Consider the following 18,189-nt stretch of genomic DNA (forward strand, 5'->3'; position numbering starts at 1 on the left):
TATGAAAATATTATTAGCGTGTGTTTTTAGCCTGATTTGTTTTTCAGCGGCCAGTGTTGCTGCTCTACAGACGGGAAAAACGGTCACGGTGCCGCATCATAAATCTACGCATGTGGTGCTGTCGGGAAAAGCGGCGAAGGTTTCTCTTGGAGATCCTGAAGTCTTAGACATTGTGATTTTGAAGTCTAATGAGTTGTTCTTAATTGGTAAAAAATTAGGGGCGACAAATTTGATGGCTTGGGATTCGCAAGGTCAGTTGATTGAGTCGATTAACATCGAAGTTACCCATGATCTTAATAGCTTAAAGTCAAAGCTATACGAGTTTCTTCCTGATGAGACGATTGAGGTTCATAGTGCGCAAAACCGTTTGCTGTTAAGTGGGCAAATCAGTAATCAACAAAAAATGAATGTAGCGATGCGAATTGCCGAAACTTATGCGGCAGGACAAGCGGCGGATGATGCTAAAGAGAGTGGTAGTGAGCAAGCAGCCGCAACGGGTGTGATCAACTTGATGTCTATTGGTGGCGCACAACAAGTTATGCTTGAAGTGACGGTAGCCGAGGTTCAGCGAAGCTTAGTGAGAAAGTTCGATGCTAACTTCCATTTCTTCCAAACCAGTGGTTCTAACTTTTCGTGGGGCGCTTCATCAGTCCCTGCTGGTGTATTGGGCGCAACGCCAATTTTCGATATCCCAACCTCTACCGATTACGGAATTCTAGGTTCTTTCATCGATAGTAATACCTTGTTTACTTTTGCTCTTGATGTCGCGAAGCAAAACGGTGTGGCTAAGGTATTAGCAGAGCCAAACTTAACCGCATTAAGTGGTTCTAAGGCTGAGTTTTTAGCGGGTGGTGAATTTCCTATTCCTGTTCCCGACGACGATGGAATTACCATAGAGTACAAGGAATACGGTGTCGGCTTGAAATTCATACCTACCGTACTCAGCGATAAAAAAATCAATCTTAACCTAGCGGTTGATGTGAGTGAGATAGCTAACAGCAGTTCATTGACTATCGATCCTGGGTCGACGAATGCGACTTATTTTATCCCACCAATCACACGTCGAAGTGCTTCTTCTACGCTTGAGCTTGCTGATGGCCAAACTATCGGTATTGCAGGGTTGTTGAGTGAGAACGTACGAGATGTCAGTAACAAAATGCCGGGTATTGGTGATGTACCGATTTTAGGTCAGCTTTTCAATAGCCAAGAATACATATCGGGTGAAACCGAGCTTGTCATTCTCGTTACACCGAGGCTCGCTAAACCGGTGGACCGAAGTAAAGTCACACTGCCAACTGATGTCTTTGTGGATCCGAATGATCTGGAATATTACTTGTTAGGTAGAAGCGCATACATTGCGGAGCCTTCTGATTCTGAAGACAGCAGCAAGACAAGTTCAGACAAAGGAATCGCGCCAACTGATGGTGGCAGTGAAGGTTCATTTGGTCATGATTTATAAGGAGATAGATATGATTAGAACAATGATGGCCTTTCTCATAGTTGTACTCGTCGGTTGTGCCAATGATGCACCACTAGGGCAATCTGTGGCCACGTTAAAGATGGAACAAACGTACAACCCTAATGCGACACAGGAGAACTTACAGGTTTTGCCTGATGGTACCGGAGAGCGCATGCAAGCTGGTTACGATAAGTATGTGGGTAAAGGTGACGAAGAACTTTCCGGAAGTAGCAGCCAGGTTTTAAATAGTTTTAATTAGCGCAAATGATTAGGTACAGATGCATCGAGTTACAAGTACTGTTTAGACTATCTCATTAGGGCAAATTAGATTTTTTGAACAGTGGTGCGAGATTGAATAGGAAGCGTCGTGAATAGGTTAGCCATCATCGTAATGAACTTAGTGTTTACCGTTAAGGCTTGATGATATTAGGACAAGATGTCCACAATGAAGACAGGTGGGAATATGGGCGAAGCAATTGATATTTTACCTAATGAGGACGATGCGATTCGCCTTAAAACCAACTTGAATGTATGGCTGATTTATAACAATGATAATTTTCATGCTCATATGAGACAGCAATTGAAACGTTGTCGAAACGTGCATATTGAATCTTTTTCTTTGTTAGGTATGACTGAAGAGTATGTGAAGAATATCGATGCACCAGATCTAATCTTTGTTGAATCTAGCGGTGGTTGGGCTCAGAAAATGGTGGATTTGCAAAGCTACAATCTGCAGTTAGAAGAGCATGATTTATCTTTGGTTGTGTTTGGTGATGAAAGTGACAATGGGTCATTAAAAATAGCGTTAAGACTCGGTGCTTCGGATTTTTTGTCTCACGATATTTCTATTTCTGGTCTTCTCCCCTTACTTAAAAAAACAGCGGCGGAGAAAATCGAAAATTCGAGCTACGGAGAAGTGTTCCTATTTATCAACACTAAAGGTGGTATGGGAGCGACGACCTTAGCGCTTAATACAGCCGTAGAAATAGCAAGTTATCACCCGAATGAGGTGCTGTTGCTCGATATTGACCTCCAGTTTGGTGTTATTCCTGAATATTTGAATATCACGCCGACCTACAGTATTTCGGATGCCATCGATAGCTCAAATGATTTAGATGAGATGTCTTTGAGTAGCTTGGTGAATAAGCACTCGTCAGGATTACATGTTTTAAGTTTCAAGCATGAAAATAACGCAGATGATTATGAACATGCTCAGAAAATCGGGAAGTTACTGCCCGTATTACGTCGCTTCTATCGCTACATTATTATCGACTTTTCTCGAGGGTTGGATCATATCTTCGCATCGGCTATCTCCCCTGCGACTAAGGTGTTACTTGTTGCTCAACAAACCTTGGTTTCGGTTAAAAATAGCAATCGATTAATTCGAACACTCAAGTTTGAGTACGGGTTGCAGCAGGACTCAATCGAGATCATTGTGAATCGTTATGAAAAGCGACAAACAATTAAGCTAACAGACATAGAACAAACCGTTGGAAAGCATGACATCCATTTAATGCCTAATGATTTTAAGGTGGCTCTTGAGAGCGCTAATTTAGGTTTGCCGTTGGTTGAATCGAAGAAAAAGAGCTCAATTACACGGTCGATTATTGATTTGTCTCATATCCTTTCTCCGCCAGAACAAGAAGAGAAAGGTTGGCTTAAAAAAATATTTTCATAACACGTTTGTTACAGCATATATGAGGGATCGTTATGTTCTTTAAACGAAAAAATATTAATCCGGAGTTTGAAAAGAAAGTAGAACAGTTTTCCCAAGAGGAAGACGGCGTTGTATCGCCCCTCATTCAGAAAGTCGCTAACGTATCCCATGAAGCTAAGAGTTTAGAGGCGAGTGAAGAGCAAGAAAAGTCGATGAATGAGGCGAAAAAAGTCTTAGAGCAAGAATTGTCGATTAAACACTACTTTCATAAGCAGTTACTCGAAACATTAGATTTAGGGCTACTTTCTAGCTTAGATAAAGAGCGCGCCAAAGTAGACCTTCATGAAGCGATCGTTCAGTTAATGGCGGATGACCAAAGCCACGCATTAAGTGCTGAGGGGCGTAAGCGAGTCATCAAGCAAATTGAAGATGAAGTATTTGGCCTTGGCCCACTTGAACCATTGCTCGCCGATAAAACGGTGTCCGATATTTTGGTCAACGGACCTAAAAGTGTTTATGTCGAACGCCGAGGCAAATTAGAAAAAACACCGTATACGTTTTTAGATGATCGTCACTTAAGAAACATTATTGATCGTATCGTTAGTCAGGTTGGACGCCGGATTGATGAAGCGTCGCCGATGGTGGATGCTCGATTAGTTGATGGTTCACGAGTGAATGCCATTATTCCCCCTTTGGCCTTAGATGGCCCTTCTGTTTCGATACGACGTTTTTCTGTAGATAGCCTAACCATGGATAATCTGCTGGAATACAAGTCAGCCTCTCCACAAATGGCAAAGTTCATTGAAGCTGCCGTAAAAGGTGAGCTTAATATCCTTATTTCTGGTGGTACAGGCTCAGGGAAGACGACGACGCTGAATATTTTTTCTGGGTTTATTCCTAGAGATAAACGGATTATTACCATAGAAGACTCCGCAGAGTTACAACTGCAGCAACCACACGTGATTCGTTTAGAAACACGCCCCGCAAACCTTGAGGGTAAAGGTGAGATCAGTCAGCGAGAGCTGGTGAAAAACACCTTGCGTATGCGACCTGACCGTATTGTTGTCGGGGAGGTACGTGGTAGCGAAGCTGTTGATATGTTAGCGGCGATGAACACGGGCCATGATGGTTCACTTGCCACGATTCACGCGAATACACCTCGTGATGCACTAAGTCGTGTTGAGAATATGTTCTCGATGGCGGGGTGGAATATTTCAACGAAAAATCTAAGAGCGCAGATTGCTTCTGCTATTCATTTGGTGGTTCAAATGGAAAGACAAGAAGACGGTAAGCGTCGCATGGTCAGTATCCAAGAGATCAACGGGATGGAAGGAGAGGTCATCACTATGTCTGAGATCTTCCACTTCCAGCGTCAAGGTATCGATGAGCATGGCAATATCTTAGGTTATTACACCGCAACCGGTGTCGTTCCTCAGTCTCATGATCAGTTAGTTAAACGTGGTCTTGATTTGCCTTATGAGATCTTTACCGAGTCACATAGCTGAGGAGCCGATCATGGATAGTGTAACTGTATCGTTGGCCCTATTGTTTGTTGCGGTATTGTTTATTTCGCAAGCTTTGTTATTGCCAGCTGCCGGGAAAAAAGCTAAGCACAAAGAGCTATCCCGTCGTTTAAAAGAGACACAAAGAAATATTGATGAAGAGAGTTTGTCGCTCTTAAAAGACCATTACAACAAAGAACTTTCTCCCTTTGATCGTAAATTGATTGTTGTTCCTTTTTTTGCCGACTTAAAGCGTATGTTGGAATTAGCAGGTCTAAAAATCACATTAAGCCGCTTTTTGCTGATTGTATTCTTGGGCGGAATCCTATTGGCTTTGGTTGCTCTGGTATTCAATCAAGTTTGGTTCATTTGTGTTGCCGCTTTCGTCTTTGTTTGGGTTGTTGCTTATCTGTTTGTTCAAAATAGAGTGACCTATCGAATGGCACGGTTTGAGGAGCAGTTACCAGACGCCTTGGACATCATAAGAAGAGCCTTACAAGCGGGTCAGCCATTAGTTCAGTCTTTTAATGAGGTTGGCGAAGAGATGCCAGAGCCTATTGGGGTTGAGTTTAAGAACACCTATAACTTATTGAATTATGGTTATGATTTACGGCTCGCCATCTTACAAATGACAGAAAGAGTACCGACGGTTTCTATGTTGGCTTTTTCAAGTGCGGTCATGTTGCAGAAAGAAACGGGGGGCAACCTCTCTGAGAATCTGCAAAAAGTATCTGAGGTATTAAGAGCGCGCTTTAAGCTAGAAAGAAAAATCAAAACCCTTTCAGCTGAGAGTCGACTTTCTGCTTGGATACTGACGCTTTCTCCTTTTGCCCTATTTTTCGGTCTCAAATTCGTAAACCCTGAATACATCGAGCCTTTGTACAGTGATCCTAGAGGAATATCTATGGTCAGTGTTGGCGTGATTTTGTTGGCGATTGGGGCGTTATGGATAAGAAAAATAATAAATATCGAGATATAGATTATGGAATTCTTTGATTTAGAAGTATGGAAACAAACACTCTCTGAGTTCGGTATCACTAGCCAGACCCTGCTTTACGGGATGATTCTGCTTACCACTATGCTACTTACTCTTACTTTAGGGTTTCTTTTTGTTGGTACTCGTTCCCCGTTGGATAAAAAGTTAAAACAGATTTCCGGAGGGAACCATACTGGTAGTCGCAAACCTTATGACTTTACCAATACCTTGGAGTCGCTGACGCCATTTATTGGGAGAGGGAACAAAAAAGATAACGAAACGTATTCAGAAAAATTAATGCATGCTGGATATCATGAAAAGAGCGCACTTTCAGTATTTTACGCCTTTAAAGTACTTTCAACATTAATAGGGTTTGTCTGTGCATTTATGGTGTTTTACTTGGCTATAGGTGGCAGCTACAACAACTTATTGATTGTGACATGTATTTTTGTCGGGACATTCTTCCCCAATTTTGTATTGAGTAAAATGCAAAAAGAGAGACAGAGAAAAATCAGAAACGGTGTCCCTGATGCTTTAGACCTTTTGGTGGTATGTACGGAATCAGGTCTTGGTTTTAATGCCGCACTAGGGCGTGTCGCCAACGAGTTATACATTTCACAACCCGAACTTGCCGATGAGCTAGATACTGTGTTTGCTAAAATTCAAGCGGGTGTCACTATGCCTGATGCTTTGAGTCAACTCGTTGAACGAACTGGGCTTCGTGAGTTGGAAGGACTTGTTTCTTTGCTCTCACATGCTTCAAGAATGGGGGGCGGTTTAGCTCAAACCTTACGTGACTATACCGAAGATTTTCGAGACAAACGCCAACAAGCTGCGGAAGAAATTGCAGCCAAAATCCCCACCAAAATGCTATTTCCCATGTTGTTGTTCATTTGGCCTTGCTTCTTTATCGTTGCTCTTGGGCCCGGAATGATGATCGTAATGGATGCACTGACATCTCCAGGAGCGAGTTTATGATGCGAATGAATAGAATGGTTTTACTTTTACTACCGTTAGTAATTCTCGGTTGCGCTTCTTCTGATGAGCCTACTAATCAGTTTGATGCCGAATTGTATTCGGGTAAGCCAATTGACACCTTAACCAGTGACGATCCGCCGGTAAGTGAAAAAGAAGCAATCATGCGTGGTGATGTTGCTTTGAGAGACAACAACATCGATTTAGCTCTTTATGAGTACATCCGATCTCTGTCTTTTCCTGAACAAGAGTTTCACGATAAAACGCTATTTACTATCGGTCGAATTCATTCATCGAGAGGCAATTACGCACTCGCTGAAAAAGCGTATTTGGCGGCATTAGATTTTAACCCTGCGCATACTGAAGTTTTAGAGCAGTTAGGTGTTTTATATACTAAGCAGCGCCGTACAGACGAAGGTCGAAGTTATTTCTTTAAAGCGATCAATGCAGACCAAGTTCGCTTAAAAAGTAGTAGTACGATTAAAAACTACCAAGCGTTAAGTCAAAGTGAAGTAGCAGGTTTGAAGGTTGATAGTATGTCTCCAGCTCTGGCTTTCATGGGCATTGGAGTTTTGGAAGATGTTCAAGGTAAGCATCAGATCGCTCAAGAGTATTTTAAAAAGTCGCTGACTATCGATAAAACATCAGTGAAAGCTCTACTGAACATGGGTTACTCCCATTACATGTACGGCAACTACAAAGAAGCGTACCAATACACTCGTTCGGCTTTAGAAATAGAACCTAACAATGAGAAGGCTCAGAATAACCTTGCACTCATTTATTTGGCGTCAGGTGATGTGAAAAAAGCAATAAATGTGTTCATGCGCCATATGGATGCGCCAGAAGCTCTGAATAATGTCGGCTACTTTTTAATTATTCAAGGTCGACCTGATGAAGCGATTCCTTACCTGCAACAAGCCATAGATAAAAAACCATCTTATTACAAAATCGCCAATGAAAACCTAAATCGAGCCCTAGCAGAGGTGAGAGAAATGAAGGCGAGCACACCAATATAGTGTTGTTCTGTGAAGAGTTACTCTCCTTATGGTAAATAGCACAAATGAATTAGCCCCTGATGAGTGTCCTTATCAGGGGCTAATATTTGTCACTCAGTTTTGTATCTAAGTACTTAATTATAAATAGTTAAGAACCACACCAGCTGCGATAAAGGTGCCAACTAAACCTACTATCGGCATCTTCATTGTTTTCAATAACCAAACGCCAACAATGATCAGAGCGAAGTCTATGCCGCTGCTCACTGCGCTTGTGAAGATTGGTTGATATAGAGCCGCAAGTAATAGACCAACAACTGCTGCATTCACACCAGTAAGAGCACCAGCCACCAAAGGTTTACTCGCAATTGCCTGCCAGTTTTTCAATACACCCAGTAGCAGCAAGAAGCCCGGTAAGAACACGGCAACCGTTGCTAATAGAGCACCTGTAATTGGCGCTGACGGCATTAATACATAACCGAGGTAAGTGGCTAACGTAAACATCGGTCCTGGTACGGCTTGTGCTGCGGCATAGCCCGTGAGAAATGCATCTTGAGACAGTTGGTCGCCAATACCATTTTGCAGTAACGGAAGTACCACGTGACCGCCACCGAATACCAAGCTGCCTGCTTGGTAAAATAACCCAAACACTTCGATACCTTGAGAATATGCACTAAACAGTGGTAAGCCAACCAATAGTGCTACAAAAATCACAAGTGGAGTTATGGATATCTTATGTGTTGAAGGCGTTGTTTTTAAGTCTTGTGAGGTTAAGAACTTACTGCCAATGATTGCTGCAAATAGGAGTACTAAGACTTGAGGCCAGATCCCAGGAATCAAAAGTAGAACAATCGCGGTGATCACACACAGTGCTGTTGCTATCTTTGATTGGCAAAAGTTTTTGTACATGCCGAAAGTGGCATCAGCTACAACCACGACCGCGAGTAGCTTAAGTCCGTGGATGATTGAAATGAAAAGAGGTGCTTCCAACAACTGGTTGCTCACTAAGGCCAATATCAACATTAGGATGACAGAAGGGGAGGTGAAGCCTACAAATGCGGCAATCGCACCGGTTAAGCCACCTTTTTTGTAACCAACCGCGAAGCCAACCTGACTAGAGCCTGGACCCGGTAAAAACTGACTGAGGGCGACAATTTGCCCGTACTCTTCGTCGGATAACCAATTCAGTTTCTCAACGAAGGTTTTGCGGAAGTAGCCAATATGTGCCGCTGGTCCACCAAAGCTGATCCAGCCAAGCCAGAAAAAGGTTTTAAAAATTGAAAGCATGATCGATTCCAGATAAATGTTTAGCGTAATTTAGGTGGAGTTGAACTATGATTCAAATTAATTATTTTAATTATAACTATTAATGAAATGGGTTCGTATGTATGGCAGATTTTAACTGGAAAGGGATCGACCTTAACTTGTTGATTGCACTACAGGCATTGTATAAAACGAATAGCGTGAGCAAGGCAGCTGAGCGTTGCTATGTTAGCCAATCTGCAATGAGCCATAGCCTACAAAGATTGCGAAAGCTGTTTGATGACCCTTTGTTTGAGCGAGTTGGTAGCAAGATGGAAGCGACCGACCGAGCCATTGAATTATCAAGCACCGTCGATGCGTTGCTTAATACTATTCAATCTGAAGTTCTGTTGTCCAAAAGGTTCGAAGTTGATAGTTATAGAGGCAGCTGGAAAATAGGGCTGACCGATTACGCTGAACAGATGTTTGGCCCAATGATCTTTGACTTTATTAAGCAAGTTTCGCCAAGCTCTCAAGTCGCGTTTTTCAACGTTAATCGAACCAATTATCAGCAGGTATTTGAAGAGGCTAAGTTAGATATTGCGATAGGCAGTTTTGGTGAAGTGCCTAAATTGTATGGCACAGAACTTCTCTATACTGAGCAACATGTCTGTTTGCTTGATGAATCGGTGTTGGATGTTGAGTTACCTATGTCATTACAATCATTTGTCTCTGTGGAGCACGCCTTAGTGTCTCCTAGTGGTGCCTTAAAAACCGCAGTTGATACTAAATTGGCTGAGTTGGGCTATACCAGAAAAGTGGCAATCGCATCGAGCAACTTCTTAACCGTAAAACGATTGATTAGTGGCAGAAAGCTATTGTGCATTGTGCCTAAGTTAGTTGCTAGAAACGCCCCTAATGTCGACAGTTCACTGATAGCCGTCACTCCGCCGATAGACGTCCCTGATTTTGATATACAGCTTGTTTATCGTAAGGGAAAGCAATTAGACGACAAGAACACTCACTTGAGAAAAGTGATTTCTCAAGCTGTTGAGATTGTCATTGCTGTTGAGTGATTGATGGTGAGCTTCTTCTGAGTATCTAGCCTATCTTCTAAGCATGTAACCTATCAAGTGCCAAAGAAAGACTACCATTATTGCGCCGACATAACCGTCAATAGCGTAATGCCATGCCAAATGCACCGACCCAACCTGAATAAAGAAGGCGTAAATCCACGCTATGTAACCGAGTTTCTTATTCAATTTGAATGATGTCATCGCAATCAGAACGGATATGGTTACATGCATGCTGGGCATGGCTGAGATGCCTGTCCCTATATCCCCAACTCCTCCAACGTAGCTTGCCCAAAGCGCATCTTGAGTACTTAGTGCCCACAAAGACATAAAGCCACGTTCAGTGAGTTCTGCGCTCTGCATGTTTAATCTTTGCATCAAAGGAAGATACAAATCTTGGTCATTGAAGTGACTAATAAAAACAGGGCCGGCTGATGACAGAAGAGTTGCGAGTATGTTCCCAATGATAAACCACGAACTTAAGAATGTGAGTAAGAACTGGTTGCGAAGTTGGTCATCTTTACGGTAAATGACAAAATAAAGCAGCATTCCCCACATGATAAAAAACCACAAGTTGTACAAGATGTTGATGGCGAGCGAAGCTATTGAGTTAGGTAAAAAAAAGTGGGTGATTTCCCAAGGTGAAATGCCAAAGTGCAACCATTTATCTAAATGGTAAAAATCAAGATCTAAAAAATATGGGTTGAGATAAGGAATGACTGATTTTAAGAAGGTATAGCTAGAGAATGAGATGTTTAAGACGAGCATTAATAAAATAAAGTAGATCGGCTTTGATACTGGAAACAACAGAGTTTTAATTTTCTTGATGAATTGTTTGGTGGGTCTTTTTTCTCGATTGAACAACAAATGGCAGTAATAGTATGTCGCCCATAAAATAAAAGTGACGTAACAGACAGTGGCTAAGATTTCTAAGTAGGTATATATGTTATATCGAACTTCATGAGGCACGAAATAATTAACAACTAACGTTAACGGTGTCGTAAATGCAACATAATACAGAATCAGTTTGTTTCTTCTGAATTCATGAAGTAAAGACGATAACAAGTTTGATTGTTCTTTTTGAGGAGCGGGTTTGTCGGTGGTCGCCTCTGAATCCATATAGCCCTTCATCACGATTTCCTATCATGCTTAAAGGTTAGTTCATTTGAGCTGGTTTTCTACTTTTCAACCTTGTGTCAGGGGTAAAAATAAACGAAATAAATCCTTCCATTTTTCACAACCCGACTATACTTAATTTACGACTTAAAGCAGTCGTAAAGAATAGGCTTTTTGATTTATCTAAGTAAAAAAGTTGGTTATATCCTCATGATATAGCTTAAAAAACTACCAGGCTAAACGGACTTAGTTGGTCTTAAAGCGCTAGCTCCCCCTAGCGCTTTTTCTTTTTTCTTCTTTCAATCTCTATTCCGGTAATAGGCTCTGAATTTTCTTCAGGAGTTGCTCTATCTGTTGTTTTTCATAGTGAGCCGTAATCTTAGATTGACTACTCTCTCTGGGAATCAGTGTGGTTTCAATATGTTGTTGCAGTAGGGCATCTTGTGAGTTGGCGCTGAGCTTCTCTGCAAGTACTACGGCTTGTTGACCTATTGTAGTGAAATCTTGTTTGATTGTGGTGAGAGGTGGGTTAAAGAAAGCACTGTCCTCGATGCCATCAAAGCCGACGACTGCAACCTTTTCTGGTACTGGAATCTGCAGTTCTTGTAGCGCGCGTAAAGCGCCTAATGCCATCTGATCACTTGCCACTAACACGGCATCAAATACGGCTTGTTTAGCGACAGCTTCTCGAACGCCAAGATAACCACTTTCTGCTTGCCAGTTTCCTTGATATTGGTACTGCACCTTACTCTCTGCATCTGATAACGCGGCTAACCAGCTTTGATGACGAATCTTTGAGGCACTGGATTCGTTTGGGCCAGTGATCAGCAAGTAATCTCGACGTCCACTTTCTATTAAATGTTGAGCGGCCATTGTTGCGCCTTTAGCATGGTCACCACATATGTAATTGACGTGTGTGTCTGAAGGGACATCAATGAATATAAGGTTCAGGTGTTGATACTGCTCGACCAAATACTCAGCTTCAACTTTAGTTAGAGGAACGTTGAGGATAATACTGTCGACCTGTTGGGCGAGTAATTCACGAATAGCTTCTCGTGTACTGTCGACGGTTGATTCAGAGACGACAGAAAATGTGGTGCCGTAACCCATATTGTGAGCCTGCATTCGCACGCCATTTGCGATCATTGCTGCGCCATGCAGTGCCATATCGAGCGTGACTAAGCCAATGCTGGTGGACTTGGCTCGACTGAGCATTTGCGCACCTTTATTGGGTACATATCCCAGTTGCTTTATGGCGGCGTTAACCTTGTTACGGGTGGATTCCGCGACGTCTTGTGAGCCATTGGTTACTCGAGATACCGTCTGGGTGGATACCCCTGCCAGTTTTGCTACGTCTTTGAAGGTGATACTCATCGCTCTGCTCATCGAATATTTTAGAGTGAAATAAGCCTACCGAAATTTACCAAACTAAACTCTGCTCACTTTCAAATAAATGTCTTTTAAAACATTAAAAATGTTTCCGGAAACAGTCGATCTTGTACAAGTTTCTCGAATGTTAAAGCCAATTTACATCACGATTTTGTCGGTTTTGGATACTAATTTGGTGTGATGGGTTCACTATTATTTCTATATTATGTTTACGAAAACAATAGAGATTAGTAATGAACGAATTTATTCACTTAAAGAGTAAAAACCATAGTTTGATCATTAAATCAGGGCGTGTTCCAGAGGTTTTGCATTGGGGGGCAAAGATCGCAAGTATTGATGAAGATCTTCTGCTTTCGACAGAAAGACCGATTTCTCAAGCTCGACTTGATGTGGATGTGCCACTTTCTCTTTGCCCTGAGTTAGGCAGTGGACACTTTAACGCTCCAGGCATTGAAGGTCACAGAGAAGGGCGTGATTGGGCTCCTGTCTTTAAGACCGTTCGTTACGATGCTCAAGATCAAGAGGCGTGTTTTTTCCTTGAAGACAAGGTTGCTCAACTGAACCTTAAGGTAGAGATTAAGCTGGATTCCGAATCTGACGTCGTCCAAAAGCGTGTAACCGTCACCAATAAAGGCAGCAATAAATACTACCTGAATAAGCTTTCTTCTACGTTGCCATTGCCGAATCATGCCAACGAACTCATGACGTTCCATGGCCGTTGGTGTCATGAATTTCAAACGCAACGTCAGCGTTTTGAACACGGCGGCTTCATGCAAGAGAACCGTCGCGGTCGTACTTCACATGAAAACTTCCCTGGCATGTTTGCAGGCACTCAAGGGTTCTCAGAGCAGAACGGTTTGGTGTGGGGATTTCATTTGGGTTGGAGCGGTAACCACCAAATGCGCGCGGATGTTCGTAGTGATGGCCGCCGCTTTGTTCAAGCGGGAGAGTTATTGCTAGCGGGTGAATCGATTCTAGAATCTCAAGCAAGTTACCAAACGCCTTGGCTGTTCGGTTGTTACAGCAACTCAGGTTTAAATGGCATCGCGCAACGCTTTCAACAATTTGTTCGCGACAACATTATTAAATTCCCAACCGATAAACCTCGTCCCGTTCATTTAAACACATGGGAAGGGATCTATTTTGATCACAAGCCTGACTACATCATGAAGATGGCAACAGAAGCGGGCGTGATGGGCGTTGAGCGTTTCATTATTGATGATGGTTGGTTTGTGGGGCGTGATGGTGAACGCACGGCACTGGGCGACTGGTATTTGGATGAGGTGAAATATCCAAATGGCTTAGAGCCTGTGATTGAACATGTAAACCAACAGGGTATGGAGTTTGGCCTTTGGGTTGAACCTGAGATGGTAAGCCAAGATTCTAATCTTTACCGAAATCACCCGGATTGGGTGCTTGGTTTACAAGGATATCATCAACCGTCTGGTCGTTGGCAATACGTGTTAGACCTACAAAATGAAGCGTGTTTTAACTACTTGTATGAACGCCTTAATGCGCTGCTGACTCGGTACAACATCACTTATTTAAAGTGGGATATGAACCGAGAGTTGGTTCAACCTGGGCATCAAGGTAAAGCTGCTGTGCATGGTCAAACTAAAGCGCTATATCGCCTTGTTGATGAGTTGAATCTAGCGCACCCAGAAGTCGAGATTGAATCTTGTTCTTCGGGCGGCGGCCGTATCGATTTTGAAATTCTAAAACGAACGCATCGTTTCTGGGCATCGGATTGTAATGATGCCTTAGAGCGCCAAGCCATTCAGAAAGGCATGAGTTACTTCTTCCCACCAGAGGTGATGGGGGCGCACATCGGCCCAGCTGAATGCCACTCAACCAACCGTCGTCACAGTATCAATATGCGTGGTGTAACCGCACTCATGGGGCATATGGGTGTTGAGCTTGACCCTGTTAAAGAGTCACCGCAAGAGAAACAAGCATTCTCACGTTACATTTCACTGCATAAGCAATTTCGTCATGTTTTGCATTCTGGTCGTAGTTTCCGAATGGATCCTTCGGACAAAAATCAGAATATTTATGGCGTTGAAAATGACGATGAAATGCTGATCACCGTGTGCCAATTAGCGATGCCTGAATATGCTCTGCCTTCTCCACTTCGTATTAGCTGTGTGGAAGACAACGCGATGTATCAAGTGAAGTTAGTGGACATGCCAAAAACCAGTTTCCAATTGATGAAACAGCGCCCCCAATGGCTCGGCAAAACGTTGACCCTGAGTGGCGATAACCTCAAGGAAATTGGATTGACCTTACCGATTCTAGACCCTGAGTCCGCCTTGATTCTTCATATTAAAAAGATATGAACCGCTAGCTCTGCGTACCCCTACAAATAAAATTCTAAATATAAAAATATAATCGGCAGCGAGGAATTGCTGCCGCAATAACTAAACTTAAGGAAAACAAAATGTCTATTACAGTTCTGCTGTCATTCTTGTTATTTACTGGTTTTGTTGTCGCGTTTACCTACAACAAAGTTAAAAATGACAAGGACACCTCACAAGATGGTTTCTTTCTTGGCGGAAGAAGCTTAACCGGTGGTTTGATTGCCAGCTCACTAATTTTAACCAACTTAAGCGCAACTAGCTTTGTTGGCATGAGTGCACAAGCTTATACCCACAATATGAGTGTCATGGGTTGGGAAGTGGCGTCTGGTGTTACCTTAGTGATCATTGCGTTGATGCTGGTACCGCGTTATCTAAAGCAAGGGATCACGACGATACCAGACTTCTTAGAGAGCCGTTACGACATGTCGGTGAAGAAGTTTGTGACGTTACTTTTCTTGTGCCAGTACGTCATCAATATCTTGCCAACCACACTTTATGCCGGTGCCGTTGTTTTGGGGGAGATCTTTGATGTTCAAGCGTTGCTAAATATTTCAGAGTTTAGTTCAATAGCACTCATTTCGGCGACGATTGGTCTACTTGGCTTCTTTTACGCGATTTATGGTGGACTCAAAGCGGTCGTGATTGCCGATACTATTAATGGAGTTGGTCTTATTATTGGCGGCTTGATGATCCCTGTTTTTGGCTTGATGGCATTAGGGGAGGGTAGTTTTGGGGCAGGCTTGGATACGTTGTTGTACGCTGCACCTGAAAAACTGCAATCGGTCGGTACAGAGACAGATCCACTGCCGTTCTCTACCTTGTTTACCGGTCTTTTACTTGTGAACCTTTATTACTGGGGCACTGACCAATCGATCATCCAACGTGCATTGGGTGCTAAGAACCTAAAAGAAGGTCAAAAAGGGGTGATTCTTGCGGGGGCAATTAAGGTGATCTCGCCACTGTTCCTAATCATTCCAGGTATCATTGCTTTTCATATGTTTGGCGCGGATGCCGGTAACCCAGACACCATGTACACGCGCTTGGTAAACGAAGTATTACCTAAGCCTTTAGTTGGCTTCTTTGTTGCGGTTATGTTCGGTGCGATTCTGAGTACCTTCAACGGTGTGCTGAACAGTTCTACGACGTTGTTTGCATTGAATGTCTACAAGCCTCTGTTTGGCCAAGGTAAAACGGATGAAGAACTGGTGGGTAAAGGTCGTATCTTCGGTGTTGTGATCGCGATTATCTCTGTGTGCATCGCACCGTTCATCATGTATGCGCCTGAAGGCTTGTTCCAATACTTACAAATGGTAGCGGGCTTCTTCAGCGTGCCAATCTTTACTATCGTGTTTGTGGGTTACATCTCTAAACGTGTGCCAGCTCTAGCGGCTAAAGTGGCATTGGTGGTATTTGTAAGTTCATACGCTGCGATGCAGCTAGTGTTCAAAACACCTATTCACTTCTTACACCAATTGGCGATTCTGTTTGTTGTATGTACAGCGCTGATGTTCATCATTGGCTACTTCATGCCACGTGAAGATGATTACGTGATGCCTGTGAATGAAAATATCGATGTCACACCTTGGAAGTTCCGTTTCGAAGCTTCGGCTATCATTCTCTACATGGTATTAGGTGCTTACGTGATGTTCTCTGATGTTGGTTTTGTCTCGGATGATCCAGCCATCATGCAGGTGTACGGTGTGTGCGGCATTGTAATGTTAGTCGGTATTTTTGGCCGATTAGCAAAGCGTAAGAAAGCGCTTGAAGCTGCTGCATAACCTTCACTGAGCCTGCTATTCGTTCTTTTAGAATGAGCTTGATAAGTAAAAGGATCATCGTAGGCCAATAACTAAAAGGCATCTCAATCGTGATGATTGAGATGCCTAACATATGGTCTTTATGATTGGTTATTGTCTGGCAATTTACAATTTACAACGTTACAAAGAGAATCGAGTCCACTTTTTCGCTCGCCAGCGACGAACCATGATCAACCCGCGGAACCATTCATCCATCGCGATTGCCATCCAGGCACCAAATACACCGTAGCCCCAATGTACGCCAAGCAAGTAACTCATAGCGACGCCAATCCCCCACATGCTGAGTATGCCCATCTTGACTGGGAATTTAATATCGCCTGTCGCTTTTAAGCACGAGATGAAGATCAGATTAAATACACGGCCAGCTTCTAACAAGATTGAACCTGCAATGAGCAATGCGGCAAGGGCAATGATCTCTGGATCTTGAGTGAACAGATCTAAAATTTCAAAGCGGAAGATATAGACCATACAAGTAATGCTGGTCGAGGCGATAAAACCAACCACAAAGTAACGTTGTACACGGCTCGTTATTTCATCTACCCAGCCCTTGCCAATGTAGTAGCCTGTTTGAATTTGGCTCCCTTGGCCGATGGCTAAAGCAAACGCAAAAGAGAGGCGAGCAATGTTTTGTGCATAAGTAAATGCAGCTAGTGATGAGGTTCCCATTTGCACAATAAAGAAGGTAATCGTGATTTGCGCCATGTTGTAAGAGAGTACTTCTCCGGCGTTCATCGAGCCTATCTTCATGATTTTTTGATAGATAGCTTTAGGCACTGATTTGAACTGCTTGAGAGGTAAATCAATTCCTTTGCTTCTTACTACACCGATTAAAATTAATAGGCCAATGGTCTGGCTAATGACCGTCGCCGTTGCCACGCCTTGTACTCCGTATACTGGTAAACCAAAAGGTTGGTACAGTGCGCAGTAGTTACCGAATACATTGATAACGCCGGCTATTAGGTTGATGACCATTGGTGACTTAGAGTAACCATGGCTACGTAAAATTGTAGTTAACACCACACCAATCGTTACGTTGAAGGTGAGGGCGCCACTGATGAACAGGTACTCTTGAGCGTATTGTTCAACTTGAGGTTCAAGTTGATAAAGCGGAATAAAATATTCTGCGCCAAGAACAGCGATAATACTCAATAGTAGGCCAGTAATAATGGCTAATACAATACTCGCCACACCTACATGGGAGCTTTCCTCATCACGAGATGCACCATTGTATTGCGCAATTAGTATGCCCGTGCCGCTGCTGACCATAGTCGAGACGATGATCAGGAAAAAGGATATTTGAGAGATAACACCAACGGCAGACACGGCTTTGTCTGAGTATCCCGATAACATGAATACATCACTGGTGTTGAGTGCTGTTCTTAATAGAACTTCGATAAAAATTGGCCAGGTGAGCGCAACGATTCCCATACGTTTGTTTAGGGTGGAATCAGCATTAGGCATTTAGGTTTCTCAAAAAAAGGGGTAGGCGACACTATAGTTTAGCGATTATTTAGTAAACGACTATCAAATTAATGTCCGGATAGCGCTTAAGGATAAAGAAAATGAAAATAAGCCTAAGAACACAACATTTAGGTGTGAGTTATGAAATTTTTGAGAGAGGTTTCATAAGGTGA

At 42.9% G+C, this 18,189-nt stretch carries 14 protein-coding genes; 10 read left to right on the forward strand and 4 right to left on the reverse strand.

Going from position 1 to position 18,189, the window contains the following annotated elements:
* Window position 1: 1 nt before the first annotated feature.
* From OCV36_RS03330 to OCV36_RS03360, 7 genes are all read left to right on the forward strand, one after another.
* Window positions 2–1,459 carry a type II and III secretion system protein family protein gene (locus OCV36_RS03330; RefSeq protein WP_135455942.1) on the forward strand — a complete coding sequence of 486 codons (1,458 nt, stop codon included), beginning with the start codon at window positions 2–4 and terminating at the stop codon, window positions 1,457–1,459.
* Window positions 1,449–1,718, forward strand: coding sequence for a hypothetical protein (locus OCV36_RS03335; protein ID WP_065682810.1), 270 nt, complete (start codon window positions 1,449–1,451; stop codon window positions 1,716–1,718). The genes OCV36_RS03330 and OCV36_RS03335 overlap by 11 nt, the downstream gene beginning before the upstream one ends.
* A gap of 204 nt (window positions 1,719–1,922) precedes the next feature.
* A complete protein-coding gene (locus OCV36_RS03340) occupies window positions 1,923–3,137 on the forward strand; it encodes an AAA family ATPase (RefSeq protein WP_017088251.1) in 1,215 nt (404 codons plus the stop codon).
* A gap of 32 nt (window positions 3,138–3,169) precedes the next feature.
* Complete coding sequence (locus OCV36_RS03345; RefSeq protein ID WP_076675725.1) at window positions 3,170–4,621, forward strand: ATPase, T2SS/T4P/T4SS family; 1,452 nt, start codon at window positions 3,170–3,172, stop codon at window positions 4,619–4,621.
* A gap of 10 nt (window positions 4,622–4,631) precedes the next feature.
* Complete coding sequence (locus OCV36_RS03350; RefSeq protein WP_135455944.1) at window positions 4,632–5,597, forward strand: type II secretion system F family protein; 966 nt, start codon at window positions 4,632–4,634, stop codon at window positions 5,595–5,597.
* A gap of 3 nt (window positions 5,598–5,600) precedes the next feature.
* Entirely contained in the window at window positions 5,601–6,572 is a 972-nt protein-coding gene (locus tag OCV36_RS03355) for a type II secretion system F family protein (protein ID WP_135455946.1), read from the forward strand.
* Window positions 6,569–7,585: a tetratricopeptide repeat protein gene (locus OCV36_RS03360; RefSeq protein WP_135455948.1), complete on the forward strand. Its 1,017-nt coding sequence runs from the start codon at window positions 6,569–6,571 to the stop codon at window positions 7,583–7,585. The genes OCV36_RS03355 and OCV36_RS03360 overlap by 4 nt, the downstream gene beginning before the upstream one ends.
* 117 nt (window positions 7,586–7,702) lie before the next feature.
* On the opposite strand, the gene chrA is transcribed toward OCV36_RS03360, so the two are convergent.
* Window positions 7,703–8,848, reverse strand: a complete 1,146-nt coding sequence (gene chrA, locus OCV36_RS03365) for a chromate efflux transporter (protein WP_102551131.1) — start codon at window positions 8,846–8,848, stop codon at window positions 7,703–7,705.
* A gap of 101 nt (window positions 8,849–8,949) precedes the next feature.
* Between chrA and OCV36_RS03370 the strand changes: the two genes are divergently transcribed.
* Complete coding sequence (locus tag OCV36_RS03370) at window positions 8,950–9,879, forward strand: LysR family transcriptional regulator (RefSeq protein ID WP_135455950.1); 930 nt, start codon at window positions 8,950–8,952, stop codon at window positions 9,877–9,879.
* Window positions 9,880–9,909: 30 nt separating this feature from the next.
* Here the strand turns inward: OCV36_RS03370 and OCV36_RS03375 are convergent, their stop codons facing one another.
* On the reverse strand, window positions 9,910–11,007 hold the full coding sequence (locus tag OCV36_RS03375) for a phosphatase PAP2 family protein (RefSeq protein ID WP_135455952.1): 1,098 nt from the start codon (window positions 11,005–11,007) through the stop codon (window positions 9,910–9,912).
* 291 nt (window positions 11,008–11,298) lie between these two features.
* The gene (locus OCV36_RS03380; protein ID WP_135455954.1) at window positions 11,299–12,366 is read right to left on the reverse strand and encodes a LacI family DNA-binding transcriptional regulator; all 1,068 of its coding nucleotides are present in this window, start codon (window positions 12,364–12,366) and stop codon (window positions 11,299–11,301) included.
* Window positions 12,367–12,614: 248 nt separating this feature from the next.
* On the opposite strand from OCV36_RS03380, the gene OCV36_RS03385 reads away from it, so the two are divergent.
* The gene (locus OCV36_RS03385; RefSeq protein WP_135455956.1) at window positions 12,615–14,717 is read left to right on the forward strand and encodes an alpha-galactosidase; all 2,103 of its coding nucleotides are present in this window, start codon (window positions 12,615–12,617) and stop codon (window positions 14,715–14,717) included.
* A 101-nt stretch (window positions 14,718–14,818) separates the two neighbouring features.
* Window positions 14,819–16,516 carry a solute:sodium symporter family transporter gene (locus OCV36_RS03390; protein ID WP_135455958.1) on the forward strand — a complete coding sequence of 566 codons (1,698 nt, stop codon included), beginning with the start codon at window positions 14,819–14,821 and terminating at the stop codon, window positions 16,514–16,516.
* 159 nt (window positions 16,517–16,675) lie between these two features.
* Here the strand turns inward: OCV36_RS03390 and OCV36_RS03395 are convergent, their stop codons facing one another.
* Window positions 16,676–18,016, reverse strand: a complete 1,341-nt coding sequence (locus tag OCV36_RS03395) for an MATE family efflux transporter (RefSeq protein ID WP_135455960.1) — start codon at window positions 18,014–18,016, stop codon at window positions 16,676–16,678.
* Between the last annotated feature and the right edge of the window lie 173 nt (window positions 18,017–18,189).

It is taken from the genome of Vibrio echinoideorum (assembly GCF_024347455.1).
Taxonomy (GTDB): Bacteria; Pseudomonadota; Gammaproteobacteria; order Enterobacterales; family Vibrionaceae; genus Vibrio; species Vibrio echinoideorum.

What these genes read in the sequence shown, in the direction of transcription:
- OCV36_RS03355 (WP_135455946.1), top strand. Translation starts at nt 5,601, where the DNA reads ATGGAATTCTTTGATTTAGAAGTATGGAAACAAACACTCTCTGAGTTC.
- OCV36_RS03345 (WP_076675725.1), top strand. Translation starts at nt 3,170, where the DNA reads ATGTTCTTTAAACGAAAAAATATTAATCCGGAGTTTGAAAAGAAAGTA.
- OCV36_RS03360 (WP_135455948.1), top strand. Translation starts at nt 6,569, where the DNA reads ATGATGCGAATGAATAGAATGGTTTTACTTTTACTACCGTTAGTAATT.
- OCV36_RS03390 (WP_135455958.1), top strand. Translation starts at nt 14,819, where the DNA reads ATGTCTATTACAGTTCTGCTGTCATTCTTGTTATTTACTGGTTTTGTT.
- OCV36_RS03395 (WP_135455960.1), bottom strand. Translation starts at nt 18,016, where the DNA reads ATGCCTAATGCTGATTCCACCCTAAACAAACGTATGGGAATCGTTGCG.
- OCV36_RS03375 (WP_135455952.1), bottom strand. Translation starts at nt 11,007, where the DNA reads ATGAAGGGCTATATGGATTCAGAGGCGACCACCGACAAACCCGCTCCT.
- OCV36_RS03370 (WP_135455950.1), top strand. Translation starts at nt 8,950, where the DNA reads ATGGCAGATTTTAACTGGAAAGGGATCGACCTTAACTTGTTGATTGCA.
- OCV36_RS03340 (WP_017088251.1), top strand. Translation starts at nt 1,923, where the DNA reads ATGGGCGAAGCAATTGATATTTTACCTAATGAGGACGATGCGATTCGC.
- OCV36_RS03330 (WP_135455942.1), top strand. Translation starts at nt 2, where the DNA reads ATGAAAATATTATTAGCGTGTGTTTTTAGCCTGATTTGTTTTTCAGCG.
- chrA (WP_102551131.1), bottom strand. Translation starts at nt 8,848, where the DNA reads ATGCTTTCAATTTTTAAAACCTTTTTCTGGCTTGGCTGGATCAGCTTT.
- OCV36_RS03385 (WP_135455956.1), top strand. Translation starts at nt 12,615, where the DNA reads ATGAACGAATTTATTCACTTAAAGAGTAAAAACCATAGTTTGATCATT.
- OCV36_RS03335 (WP_065682810.1), top strand. Translation starts at nt 1,449, where the DNA reads ATGATTTATAAGGAGATAGATATGATTAGAACAATGATGGCCTTTCTC.
- OCV36_RS03350 (WP_135455944.1), top strand. Translation starts at nt 4,632, where the DNA reads ATGGATAGTGTAACTGTATCGTTGGCCCTATTGTTTGTTGCGGTATTG.
- OCV36_RS03380 (WP_135455954.1), bottom strand. Translation starts at nt 12,366, where the DNA reads ATGAGTATCACCTTCAAAGACGTAGCAAAACTGGCAGGGGTATCCACC.